General features: G+C 52.3%; 8 protein-coding genes. All 8 read left to right on the forward strand.

Annotated features, from left to right (window positions below):
- Positions 1-18 precede the first annotated feature (18 nt).
- The 8 genes from B0B12_RS17690 to B0B12_RS17725 all read left to right on the forward strand — a co-directional run bounded on the left by B0B12_RS17690 (position 19) and on the right by B0B12_RS17725 (position 13,741).
- Positions 19-1,830 (forward strand): RagB/SusD family nutrient uptake outer membrane protein, encoded by a 1,812-nt coding sequence (locus B0B12_RS17690; protein ID WP_076671663.1) that lies wholly within the window; start codon positions 19-21, stop codon positions 1,828-1,830.
- Positions 1,831-1,864: 34 nt separating this feature from the next.
- Positions 1,865-3,514 carry a DUF4957 domain-containing protein gene (locus B0B12_RS17695; protein WP_076671665.1) on the forward strand — a complete coding sequence of 550 codons (1,650 nt, stop codon included), beginning with the start codon at positions 1,865-1,867 and terminating at the stop codon, positions 3,512-3,514.
- A 64-nt stretch (positions 3,515-3,578) separates the two neighbouring features.
- A complete protein-coding gene (locus B0B12_RS17700; RefSeq protein ID WP_076671668.1) occupies positions 3,579-5,057 on the forward strand; it encodes a pectate lyase in 1,479 nt (492 codons plus the stop codon).
- Between the two features lie 17 nt (positions 5,058-5,074).
- Positions 5,075-6,352 (forward strand): DUF4861 domain-containing protein, encoded by a 1,278-nt coding sequence (locus B0B12_RS17705; protein WP_076672136.1) that lies wholly within the window; start codon positions 5,075-5,077, stop codon positions 6,350-6,352.
- Between the two features lie 64 nt (positions 6,353-6,416).
- On the forward strand, positions 6,417-7,850 hold the full coding sequence (locus tag B0B12_RS17710) for a pectate lyase family protein (RefSeq protein WP_076671671.1): 1,434 nt from the start codon (positions 6,417-6,419) through the stop codon (positions 7,848-7,850).
- A complete protein-coding gene (locus tag B0B12_RS17715; protein ID WP_076671674.1) occupies positions 7,850-8,791 on the forward strand; it encodes a pectinesterase family protein in 942 nt (313 codons plus the stop codon). The genes B0B12_RS17710 and B0B12_RS17715 overlap by 1 nt, the downstream gene beginning before the upstream one ends.
- A gap of 220 nt (positions 8,792-9,011) precedes the next feature.
- Positions 9,012-12,014 (forward strand): SusC/RagA family TonB-linked outer membrane protein, encoded by a 3,003-nt coding sequence (locus B0B12_RS17720; RefSeq protein WP_076671677.1) that lies wholly within the window; start codon positions 9,012-9,014, stop codon positions 12,012-12,014.
- A gap of 29 nt (positions 12,015-12,043) precedes the next feature.
- Positions 12,044-13,741 carry a RagB/SusD family nutrient uptake outer membrane protein gene (locus B0B12_RS17725; protein WP_076671680.1) on the forward strand — a complete coding sequence of 566 codons (1,698 nt, stop codon included), beginning with the start codon at positions 12,044-12,046 and terminating at the stop codon, positions 13,739-13,741.
- Positions 13,742-13,749 lie beyond the last annotated feature (8 nt).

A 13,749-nucleotide genomic window follows, 5' to 3' on the forward strand; every position in this document is an offset into this window, starting at 1 on the left:
TTTCTAAGTTGATCAGTAATGAAAAAGAATAATATAAAAGCCCTTTTGCTGACCCTTGCCATAGGTGGCTCAATGACCCTCTCTTCCTGCGAAAGTTACCTGGATGTGGAAAACCCATCTACCATCTCACAGGAGGCGGCTTTCAGCACCGTCTCCAATGCCAACTCCGCGCTTATCGGTATCTACAACACGCTCATGGGGGATGATGGCTATGGGAGCCGTATCTCCACGCTGTATCCGAACGCAGCTGACGATTTCAGAGTAGGAGGGGCCTACAACCCGCTAGACCGCAGAGGAATCAGCGGGTTTGGCGTGCATCCCGATAACACAGAGCTGAACAAACCCTTTCTGCAACTCTACGCAGGTATAGAGCGGGCCAACATTGCCATCAAATACATCCCGCTATCAGCGGCCTATGTAAGCGGTACTGATGCTGAGCAGGCCCAGATGAAAAAGATGCTGGGCGAAGCCTTAACGCTCCGTGCCATTTTCTACCATGAGTTGATCAGAAACTGGGGTGACGTGCCTGCGCAGTTTGAGCCATCGGCAGACATCCCGGACCTTTATATCCCTAAAACAAACCAGGACGAAATTTACGACCGCTTGCTGGAAGACCTGAAACTGGCGACTGAATACGTGCCCTGGAGAACAGAATCCGGTGAGGTCAGCACCCGCATCACCAAGGCTGCTGTAAAAGGGCTCAGAGCCAGGTTGGCCTTGTCGCGCGGTGGCTATGCTTTAAGAAGAGACAGCCGTGTAATGGAGCGCCGTGCTGACTATCAAAAGTATTATGAGATTGCCAGAGAGGAAACCAAAGGCATCATCGAAAGTGGCCAGCACGCCCTGAACCCGGTGTATGAAAACGTTTTCAGAACTCTGCATACTTCAGCGCGCATAGACCCAACGAACGAGTTGATTTTTGAAATAGGCGCCTACGGTGGCAACTCCAGGACTGACAGTAAGCTGGGTTACAGCAATGGCATCAGGATAGACCGCACTTCCAAGTATGGCCAGGCCAACGGTCAGTTGGAAGCTTTGCCGACTTACTTCTATGAGTTTGACCCGGTTGGGGATGTGAGAAGAGATGTGACGCTGGCTTACTTCCAAATCAACAAGGACGACCAGAAAGAGGTGGTCACTGCCAACACCATGCGCGATGGCAAGTTCAGAAAATACTGGACCGGTATAGCCGGCACAAACCAGAACTTAGGTATAAACTGGCCGGTGCTACGCTACGCTGATGTGCTCCTGATGTTTGCTGAAGCAGAGAATGAATTGAACGGTCCTACAGCGGAGGCAATCGCTGCTTTTGAAGCGGTAAGAAAAAGAGCCTTTGTTGGCAACGAGGGCAGAATAGGAGTTACCCCAGTGGATAAGAGCAGCTTCTTCGAGGCCATCGTTAAGGAGCGTTTGCTTGAGTTTGGTGGTGAAGGCATCCGCAAGTATGACCTGATTCGCTGGAACCTCCTTGCAAGGACAATCACCGAAACCAGAGCTAAGTTGACCCACATGATGAACCAGACGGGCGAATATGCCAATGTGCCACGCTATGTATACTACCAGCCAAGCGCATTAGTCAATGCTTCTGTTCCGCAAGAGATAGCAGATCTTAAACTGGCGGGAGGATCGGTTTCAGATGTGTTCTATACGCCGGGCCCTGGAAGTACAGGACCTGAGGGGTATACCAGGGTGAACTGGGGTGCGGCCGTAAACGCAGCTCTTGTAAAGGATTTTGCAGTAGCCTTCCAGGAAAATAAATCGGAGCTGTTCCCAATCTACTCAGGTGTCCTGAACCAGAATTACAACCTGAAACAGGATTACGGTTACTAATCATAGGCGAATCATGAAAGTAAATTCACATAGCATGAAAAAAAATCTAACCAAGATAGCCAGTAGCTTTCTTCCTGTCGTTCTTCTCGGTGTTCTGGCGATTTCCTGCAAAGAGGAGACGGATCATGTGGAGCCCATGAGGATGTTTACACCAGCAGGAGCCATGAAGTCGACCAGCGGTGAAACGAAAGTAAAACTGACATGGAACCCATCTCTGTACACCACAGCTACCAGCGGCGTGACCTACACGGTAGAGGTCGCGGCTGATTCAATGTTTCAAACTCCTGTCATTGTTTCGGTACAGACGGATACGGCCGGAGTTGTATTCACTGAAGACCAACTGGAGGTTAAGAAATTATACTATGCCCGCATCAAGGCAAACGCCCTTGATACCAGACCTGAGTCGAAATGGGTGACCAGTAACAGGTTCAGCATCAGGGGAGAGCAGATTTTTGCTCCTCTCGTCAACAAAGAGATCAGAGATAAGACGGTGGTGCTGCGCTGGAGACCAACAACTGGCTTAACTAAGATTGTGGTTACACCAGCCAATGGGGCACCTGTAGAATATGAGATTTCGGCTGAGGAGATTGAGGCCAGCGCTAAAACAATTACAGGCTTAGCAGCAACCACCTCTTACAAAGCAGACATCTTTGCAGGCACGAAGCATAAAGGGACAGTTTCGTTCACTACAAAAGAGCCAAGTGTGTTTACAGAAACGGTGGCGACGGCCGCTGAGCTTGAGGCAGCCATTGCAAGAGCTGCATCTGGTGATGTGATTGGTCTGGAACCGGGTACTTACGATCACTCAGCGAATAACCTCGTGATCAGCGAAAAGCACCTGACGCTACAGTCTGTTTCCGGAGATCCGGCCAATACAACGGTGCTCTTCAAGGAAATCACGCTGAAAGGAAACGGCGCAGGTGTAAAACTTTCCGGAATCGGTTTCGATGGAACGGCAGCTAGTGCAGCTTATTTCTTAAACCTGGCTGGGCTTGGTTCAGATGGAGAGGCTGCAAACTTCACCTCGATCTTAGTTGAAAACTGTACCGTAAATTTCACTGCAAACTGCTTTATGCGTGCTAACCGTGGCTCTTCAAACGGTACACATAAAATTGAGAGCATAGTCGTAAAAAATACGGTAGGCTCTAATAACGGAACAGGATCCTATCACTATTTCCACCTTGACAAGCTGGAGTTCAAAAAGCTGGAAATCGAGAATTCAACTTTCTACAACTCTGGAAGAGCATTTATCGGATGGGCTACTAACATGACTGCTCCCGCAAAGCCTGTTATCTCAATCAATCAGACAACCATCAATAATTTTGGCTTCTCTGGTAGAAATAACATTCTATTGGATGCAAACGCAAACGCTGTAGAGTTTACAATGCAGAACAGCATTGTGGCTAACACGCCAAAAGAGGGTACAGTAGGCACCAGCTTACTGCGTGCTTCTACAGACGGCTCCTCCATTCTTGTAGTTAAGAATAACAACTTCTTTAAGCTACTGGATGGTGCTACTCCAGCGGTAGAACTTACCTTCCCAAGCTATGTGCAATTGTCGTCTAACACAACCATAGATCTGGGATGGACAGGTAGCACGACCAACTTTAACCTGCCATCAGGCTCGGAAGTGAGAACGGGCAGCACCACAAGCGGTGCGCTTGGAGACCCAAGATGGTGGTAACATTTTCCATAGGTGTGGCCCCGGAAGCCGCACCTATGCTATTGCATTTTAAACTGGTCAATACATGATATTCAAACGCCTGTTGCTGCTTTCCATCTCGGTTATGGTTGTTTCGTTCGCAAGCTGCAAGGACAGAAACGGAGAAGCAGTTCCGGAAAAAGAGACGCCTGTTGCTGAGGGGCCAACGCCTGTCAGTGAGACAGCGCTTGCTTTCCCCGGGGCAGAGGGCTTTGGAAAGGATGCAACCGGCGGCCGCGGTGGTAAGGTCATCAAAGTGACCAACCTAAACGACTCCGGTGCAGGTAGTCTGCGGACTGCTATCTCGACGGCTGGTGCGAGGATCATCGTGTTTGAAGTGTCCGGTACGATCGCCTTGAACTCCAGGCTGACCATCAGCAACGGCGATCTGACCATAGCCGGTCAGACAGCTCCGGGCGACGGTATTACCATTCGAAACTACCCGGTGGTCGTGAATGCAGACAATGTGATCATTCGCTTTATGCGTTTCCGGATGGGAGACGCGGCCGGGCAGGAGGCCGATGCGCTGGAAGGACGTTTTCGCAAGAACATCATCATCGACCACTGCTCTATGAGCTGGTCGACCGACGAGTGCGTTTCCTTCTATGCCAACGAGAACTTCACGCTGCAGTGGTGCATTATTTCGGAGAGCCTGCTCAACTCTGCCCATGCAAAAGGAGCCCATGGCTATGGCGGTATCTGGGGCGGTAAAAACGCTTCGTTCCACCATAACCTGCTAGCCCACCACGACAGCCGCAACCCGCGCTTTGGCGAGGAGGCCGGAAAAGCATTCGCCCTCACCAACCTGGTGGACATGCGCAACAACGTGACCTTTAACTGGGGAAACAACAGCGCCTATGGCGGGGAGGCGATGAACATCAACATCGTGAACAACTACTACAAACCAGGGCCTGGCACGACCAAAAAAGAACGCATTTTCTCGATTGATAAAAATAAGATAGCCGGCACAGAAGTATTCGACATCTGGGGCAAGTACTACATCAACGGCAACGTGGTGGAGGGAAGTAGCCGCGCCACAAGCGACAACTGGACCTACGGGGTGTATAACCAGTTTCATGGCAGCTACGGCACCGTGTCTGCCGCTGACAAAGCCGCCATGCGCCTGGAGTCTCCACACCCGATCAACAACAATGTGACCACGCATACGGCTGAAGTCGCTTACGAAAGGGTGTTGGCCTATGCCGGCGCCTCACTGGTGCGTGATGCCGTGGATGTGCGGGTAGTGGACAACGTGCGCACTAACTCATTTACCGCGCCGGGCTCCAATGGCAGCACAAACGGCATCATCGATTCGCAGGAGGATGTGGGCGGCTGGCCTGAGCTGAAATCGAAGGCGGCTGCAAAAGACACAGACGGCGACGGTATACCTGACGAATGGGAAATAGCCCATAAGCTGGACCCGGGCAAACCGCAGGATAAAAGAAATCTAAGCACAGCTTACGACGATATCGAAGTGTACATCAACAGCCTGGTGCATGATATCATAAAAGAGCAAGTGAAATAAAGATGATGACAGAGAAGATGAAATACAGAATGAAGGTGTGGAAAAAAGGAGTGTGCGTGCTGGCAGCAGCAATGCTCAGCATCAACCTTTCGGCGCAGGATCTGCGCAAGGAGTATCCGAAGTCTTTTACCGTGAAAGTGACGAACCCCCTCGGCCAGGAGCGTGAAAGTGCCCCGGTATACCTTAGCGCTCAGGAATTGCAGAAAAAGTACCCCAAATTCAACTCCAAAGCTTTTGTGGTGCTGGATGGAAAGACTGAAGTGCCAAGCCAGTACAACCAGAAAGACGGTGACAAGCCGGGCGTATACCTGGTGCTCGACAAAATGGCACCTAAAGCGACCCGTACCCTGACGGTGCACTACAAAGAAAACGGAGAAGCCAGCCGCAACTACACCAAGCGTACGCAGGCCGAGCTATCCCACAAAGTAGGGGGTGAGTTCAAAGATCGCAAGTACATTGGCGGCACGTTCCAGAATGTGGACTCGCTACGCGTGCCGGACGAGGTGACCGACCACTCGTACTACATCCGCTACGAAGGTCCGGGTTGGGAGTCGGATAAGGTCGGCTATCGTTTTTACCTTGATTGGCGCAATGGCACTGATGTGTTCGGCAAAACTACCCGCGACATGGTGCTGCAGCAGGCAGGGCAGGATGGTTACGACTCTTATCACAATCTGCAGGACTGGGGTATGGATGTGCTGAAAGTGGGCAAGTCACTGGGGGTGGGTACGCTGGCGCACTTCCACGACGGCGCTGCCAACCGCATGGCCGAAACCGATAGCATGATCAGCGTGATCACTGAGAACGGACCGGTTTACTCGTCCATCCGGACAAACTACTACGGCTGGAAGATCGCCGGCATGAACCTCAGCATCAACTCCAACATCAACATACACGCCGGTACGCGACTGACGCACCACCAGGTAGGTATAGCGGGGGGTGAACCACAGAACCTGGCCACGGGCCTGATCAAAGACAAGCGAGCCAAGCTGCATACCAAAAAAGGCGGCAACGGCGAGTGGGGCTATATCGCCACTTACGGCAAGCAGAGTCTGAATGGCGAAGGCGACAACCTGGGTATAGCGGTGCTCTTCCGTCCACAGGATTTTATGGAGTTCACCACGGATGAACACAGCCACGTGGTGAAGCTGAAGCCAAGCGGCCAGAAGCTGGAATACTACTACTTGGCAGCCTGGGAGCTGGAGCCGGAAGGTATAAAAGACGAAGCTACTTTCCTGCAGTACCTGGACAAAACAGCCCGTGAGTTGGCAAACCCGGTGCAGGTAAAGTTTTAAATAAAGAAGCACAAGGTATAGCCCTGGAAAGTGCGCCTATACCTGTCGCATAAAATTGAATAGCATGACAAGCCGAAAAGACCTGAAGAAATTGATATCAAATAGCGTGGCGCTATTGGTAGTATGCCTGGCCGGGTGCGCAACGCACCCGACAGGTGTACCTGTCGGGTCTGCTGGGGAGACTGCGACAACAGTAGTTGAACAGGAAGCACCGGCTGATGCCAAAGCTATTGCCTTTCCGGGGGCAGAGGGCTTCGGCAAGCATACAACCGGCGGGCGCGGAGGAGAGGTCGTGTACGTGACTAACCTCGAAGACAGTGGGGAAGGTAGTTTGCGCAAGGCCATCCAGAAAAAAGGACCGCGCATTATTGTATTCGCCGTGTCAGGTACCATTGTGCTGAAAGAGCCGCTGGACATCAACAACGGGGATGTGACCATAGCGGGACAGTCAGCGCCTGGCGACGGCATCTGCATCAGCAACTACCCGGTGAGCATCAAAGCTGATAATGTGATCGTGCGCTACCTGCGTTTCCGTTTGGGCGACGTGTCCCAGCAGCAGGAAGATGCTTTGAGTGGCAACAGGGGCCGCAGCAACATCATGATCGACCACTGCTCCATGAGCTGGGCCACCGACGAGTGCGCTTCTTTTTACCGAAACAAGAACTTTACACTGCAGTGGAGCATCATCTCCGAAAGCCTGAACGAGTCGGTGCATGCCAAGGGCGACCACGGCTACGGCGGCATATGGGGTGGGGAAGGCGCCAGCTTTCACCATAACCTGATCGCTAACCACAGCAGTCGCATGCCCCGTTTTTCCGGCTCCAAGTCTACGCCGAACAGCCCGGATGAGCTGGTGGATTTTCGAAACAACGTCATCTTCAACTGGGTGCACAACAGTTCATACGGTGGGGAGAGAGGCCGCTATAATATGGTGAACAACTACTATAAAGCCGGCCCTGCCACCATTTCATCAAAGAGAGACCGCATTGTGAACCCATCGCAGCCTTACGGCCAATTTTATGTGACCGGCAATTATGTGGACGGATTTCCGGTTATCACCCAGGATAACTGGGCTGGCGGTGTGCAGGCTGACCATGTAGATTCTGTGAAAACAGCTAATCCTTTTGAGGTAGCAGCCATCAGAGAACAGACTGCTGCTCAGGCTTACGAACTGGTGCTGGCCCATGCAGGTGCCAGTTACAAGAGAGACGCCGTGGATGCCCGTGTGGTAGCAGACGTGCGCACCGGCAAGCCAACCAGCGGCAAAAACAAGAACGGCATCATCGACTCGCAACAGGATGTGGGCGGCTGGCCAGAGCTAAAGTCAGCACCGGCGGCGGAAGACCAAGACCAGGACGGCATGCCGGATGCCTGGGAACTGCAGCATAATCTGGACCCGGCAAACCGTGCGGATGCGGCCGGCTATACCTTAGACAAGCAGTACACCAATGTGGAGGTATACCTGAACAGCTTAGTAAAACCAACAAACGAACTATAATGCGATACCTCCTGACCATATGGTTTATGCTGAGTTTTTCGGCCTTGCAAGCACAGCACAAAAAGCTGGTGGTGGCGCAGGACGGAAGCGGCGACTATAGCAGTGTGCAGGAGGCAATCGATGCTATACCTGCCTTCCCGCTTTGGGGCGTGGAAGTGTTCGTGAAAAACGGTACTTACCGGGAAAAGGTGGTGATCCCTTCCTGGAAAACCGACATCCGGCTGATCGGCGAGGACAAGCACAAGACGATCATCTCCTGGGACGATTACTCCGGCAAAGGTGACATCAACACCTTTACCTCCTACACCGTGCTGGTGCAGGGCAATGGCTTCAGAGCCGAGAACATTACCTTTGAGAACACTGCCGGACCGGTCGGTCAAGCCGTGGCGCTGCACGTGGAGGCCGACCGGGCGGTGTTTCAAAACTGCCGCATCATCGGCGACCAGGACACGCTCTATGTGGGCGTCAGTGGTAGCCGGCAGTACTTCGTGGATTGTTACATCGAAGGAACCACCGACTTTATTTTCGGCCCGGCCACATCGGTGTTTGAGCGCTGCATCATCCAATGCAAGAAGAACTCATACATCACAGCAGCTTCTACACCCGAAGGGCAGCCTTTTGGATTTGTGTTTCTGAACTGCACCGTAACAGCATCCGACGAAAAGCTACAGGTATACCTGGGCAGACCCTGGCGCCCTTACGCCCAAACGGTCTTTTTGAACACACAACTCGGCAAGCACATTCGTCCGGAAGGCTGGCACAACTGGAACAAACCGGAGGCGGAGCAGACGGCTTTTTACGCCGAATACCAGTCGACTGGGCCGGGCGCTATACCTGCGCAGCGGGTGAAATGGTCGAGGCAGTTGACGGCGAAGGAGGCCAAAAGGTATAGCCCGGCTTCTGTGCTGGCTGGAGCAGATAACTGGAACCCCATAAAATAAAATATTATAAATGCCTATGCGAGAAGAAGAGAGATAACCCGGCACCTTTTCCCAGAGCTGCCTGTGTACGCTGGACGGCGCACTTACCCTGGAGCTTTAGCTTACGACCTACGTGATTGAGGAAGAAGTTGGCAGTACCGACACCTTCTGAGTAATGATTGAATGAGTTGACAGAACAGATAAACACTATTCATTTATAGAACCATATAATCACATTCCTATGAAAGTATTATTACTAAAGAAGTGGAGGTACCTGTTGGTGATCCCTCTGTTCTTCTCTACGGTGGCGGTTGCCATTGCTCAGGGATTTACGGTTCAAGGTAAAGTTACTGACGACAAAGGGGAAGGTTTGCCCGGGGTAACAGTGCTCGTGAAAGGTACAGCAAACGGTACCGCTACCAATGCAATGGGGGAATATACCCTGAACGCCCCGAATGGCACAGGCACGTTGGTTTTCTCCTTTATTGGATTCAAATCGCAGGAAGTCCCCATCAATAACAGAACAGCTGTAAATGTAACACTCACAACAGATGCCAAAGCACTGGAAGAAGTGGTGGTGATCGGCTACGGAACGGTGAAGAAATCAGATCTGACAGGTTCTGTCACCTCGGTACGGGGCGAGGACCTGACGGCTATACCTGTAACAAGCGGCCTGGAGGTATTACAGGGAAAAGTGCCTGGCCTCGACCTAACCAGAAGCAGCGGACAGGCCGGAGCGGGTGTAGACCTAAGAGTACGGGGTACCAGGTCTATCGGAGCAGGTAACGGACCGTTGGTGCTGGTAGATGGTATCCGCTATGACGGTCCGCTCGACGTGAACCCGAACGACATCGCTTCCATGGAGATTCTGAAAGACGCAACAGCCACGGCTATCTATGGCTCGCTGGGTGCCAACGGGGTGATCCTCATCACTACCAAAAGCGGCTCATCAGGTAAGGCCAAAGTTTCTTTTAACTCCTACTATGGTGTTCAAAGTGCAAATGGCTATGCCGATATTATGTCTGGTCCGGAGTGGGTGGAGCTCAGAAGAGAGTCCCGCAGAACAGTAGGCGAGTGGAGTAGCCCGGCCGATGACGACAAAATATTTAACCCTACTCAGCTGGAGAATTTCCGGAACGGCATCTACACAAACTGGGCAGATCAAATTCTGGGAACCGGAAGCCAGCAGAACTACCAGATAGGTATAACCGGCGGTGCCGATAAGCTAAGCTATTACCTGTCTACTGAGTACTTCGACGAGAAAGGCCTGCTGCGAAACGACCAGATGAAACGATACAGCGGCCGCCTGAATGTAGGCTACAATGTATCGGAGAAACTGAAGGTTAGTACCAACCTGATGTATACCTACCGTGACCGGGATCTGAGAAGAGATCCGCTGAACCAGGCAAACAAAATGAGCCCACTGGGCAGACCGTATGATTCCGAAGGTAACTTCACTACGTTTCCAGTAGGAGACGCCTCCACATTGAACCCGCTGGTGGATGAACAATCGGGGGCCTTTGAAAACAACGAGCTCAACAAGCGCTTCTTCGGCAACCTCTCTGTGGATTACACTCCTATCCAGGGGCTGGTGCTTACCTCACGTTTCGGGGTGGATCAGTTCAACAACCGCAACGGGCTATACGCTGGCACCAACACCATCGAGACCGGCGCAAACGGTCAGTCTTTGGCCAGAGCAGACCTGACAAACTTCTCACGTCTTACATGGGAGAATTTTGCCAACTACACTAAAACGCTGTCAGAGAACCATGAGCTGTCGGCTATGATCGGTACCAGTATCTGGTCTGAAACAACAGAGGCATTCTCTGCCCAGGGACGTAACCTGCTTTCTTCCACCTTTCTCTTTCACAACCTGGGCGCTTCTCAGTCAGCCTACCAGTTGGGCAGCGATCTAAGGGAGCAGAGCCTGGCATCTTTCTTCGGCCGCCTGAACTACAAGCTTCTCAATAAGTACCTGTTCACCTTCGTGATGCGCGCCGACGGAGCCTCTGTACTGGCAAACGGCAACAAATGGGATTACTTCCCCTCTGCGTCGGTAGGTTGGTTGCTGAAAGAAGAGAACTTCCTGCGTGACGTGAATGCCATATCTGACCTGAAGCTGCGCCTTAGCTACGGACTTTCCGGCAACAGCTCAGTGAACCCTTACCAGACATTGGGCAGCCTGGGCAAGTCCACCTATGCCTTTGACCAGGGTAGCACCGAGACACCTGCTTTCGGATTTTACCCAGCCACACTGGCTACCCCCGCTCTGGGATGGGAGACAACGGCAACAACCAACGTAGGCCTCGATTTTGGCTTGTTCAACAACCGGGTGGTAGGTACGCTGGATGTTTACCAGCAGGATACCAGAGATTTGCTTCTGCCAAGAGCGCTTCCTACCTCCACCGGATTTGAGAGAGTAATTTACAACGTGGGCGAGACCCGTAACCGCGGCGTAGAACTGCAACTGGGTACGGTGAATGTTGACCAGCCCAACGGCTTTAGATGGTCATCCGACTTCAGCTTCGCCCGAAACAAGGAAGAAGTAAGAGCACTGGCGGATGGCGTGGATCGCGACCTGACACTGGGCGAATACGGCCTGTTTGTAGGCCACCCGATCAGGGTTTTCTATGACTACGAAAAGATCGGGATCTGGCAATTGGGCGAGGAAGAAGCAGCGGCCAAAAACCAACAGCAGCCAGGCGACATCAAGGTAAAAGACCAGAACAATGATGGCATCATCACACCGGAAGACAGGGTGGTGATCGGCAATGCCAATCCTGACTGGACTTTGGGCGTGACCAACCGCTTAGGCTACAAAGGGCTGGAGCTTTCCTTTATGGTGAATGCCCGAATCGGCAATACGATCATTAGCGAGGCGGCCGGTTCCTATAAAATCGACGCGCTTGAAAACGGACCGATGGTGGACTACTGGACGCCGGAGAACCCAACCAACGCCTATCCAAGACCAAACGCAGGCACCAGCCGCGCCAGTACACGCTACTACACAACGCTGCAGTATGTGGATGGCTCTTTCGTGAAGGTAAGGGACATCACCCTGGCTTATAATTTCCCACAAGGTATAGCAGATAAGCTAAGACTATCTAACCTGAGAGTGTATGCAACGGCCAAAAACTATTTTATTCTGATGAGTAACATAGCGCCTTATGATCCTGAGCGCGGCGGGGCGCTTAGCTTCCCGATGACAAGACAAATGGTGTTTGGCCTCAATGTTTCATTCTAAGAAGTGAAGAACATTTAAAATCTGCAATCATGAAAAAGATATTCTATAGCATACTTATTCCAGTTCTTCTCCTGGGCACAGCTTCCTGCGAGTCTTTCCTGGACGAAGAAAACAAATCGGGTCTTACCTCTGAAGCCTACTACAAAACAGCAGAGGGTGCGGAAAGCCTGGTGAACTCCCTGTATACGCCCATGCGCTTCTGGTATGGCAAGGAGAATGGTATCGCGCTGACAGAGACCGGCACCGACATCTTCACCCGAGGAAACGGTATGGAAAATCCGCCGGTGGCGCTCTACAATTCAGACCTGTCTGGCGCCAACGCGCCCATCAACTTTTACTGGACCCGTTTTTACTCTGCAGTTAATGCCTGCAACGCCGCTGTCAAAAGAATCCCGGAGTCTGCCCTGGCCGAGAACCTGAAGACAACGAGGCTGGCAGAAGCCCGCTTTCTGAGGGCCTTTTACCTCTGGCACATCGTGGAGACATGGGGCGGTGTGCACCTGACAACGGAAGAGTCTATCGGGTTGGTAACAACTGCTAACCGGACTCCGGTTGAGGCCTTCTACAACCAGATATTTGAGGATCTGCAGTTCGCTGCCGATAACCTGGCGCCCACCAGCTCGCAGTACGGTCGCGTGACAAAACCTGCGGCAGAGGCCTTTATGGCACGCATGCACCTTTACCGCAAAAACTATCCGGAAGCGGCGCGCCTGGCCAAGAAGGTGATCAGCGACTACAGCTTCAGCCTGGTGCCCAACTATGCGAACCTCTGGAGCATCAGCAATGTCAAAAATTCTGAGATCGTGTGGCATGTCAACTTTACGGCTGATCTGATCCTGAACCGGGAGTTTGACGGACCCACTGCCAGCACCAGCGACGATATCCTGCTGCGCGATGGCGGCAACAATGCGCACCTGTTCTTCCTGATGACCTATGACCAGGTGGCAGGTATGCAGCGTGATATGCGCTACGGACGCCCCTTCGCCCGCTTCATGCCGACAGCCCATTTGCTCGACCTGTTTGATGAGACCAAGGATGCCCGTTTCAATGCGACTTTCGAAACGGTATGGTATGCCAACAAGCCCGGTACTTATAAAAAGACGCTGTCGAACGGGAGCGAGGTGAATGTGACTTTTGCAGCAGGTGATACGGCTATCTTTGCTAGCAAGAATGTGATATCTAACGCGCGAAAGGATGCCAAAAAGTATACGATCATCGATAGAAGCAGAACTTACAATGTGAATGCCGGTGATGCGCCAGTGGTGCGTGACAGGTATATGTCGCTGAAGAAGTTTCTGGAGCCTAACCGCCTGACCATCTCCCAGCAGCAGGGCCAGCGCGATGCCTTTGTAATTCGTCTTGCTGAGTTATACCTGATCGCCGCCGAAGCAGAAATGATGCAGGGAAATACCGGAGAAGCTGTAAATTACATCAACACTGTTCGCAGAAGGGCCGCATTGCCGGGCAAGCAGGCGGAGATGGAGGTGACGGCAGACCAACTGAACATCGATTTTATTCTGGATGAGAGGGCACGCGAGTTTGCCGGAGAGCAACAGCGCTGGTTCGACCTGAAGCGCACCGACAAACTGATAGAGCGGGTGAAGAAGTTTAATCCGGATGCTGCGCCGAACATACAGCCTTTCCATGTGCTCCGGCCAATTCCGCAGGCTCAGCTCGATGCGGTTTCTAACCCGGGCGAGTTCGAGCAGAACGAGGGATACAACTAGCCGGTTCT

It is taken from the genome of Pontibacter indicus, assembly GCF_900156345.1.
Lineage (GTDB): Bacteria > Bacteroidota > Bacteroidia > Cytophagales > Hymenobacteraceae > Pontibacter > Pontibacter indicus.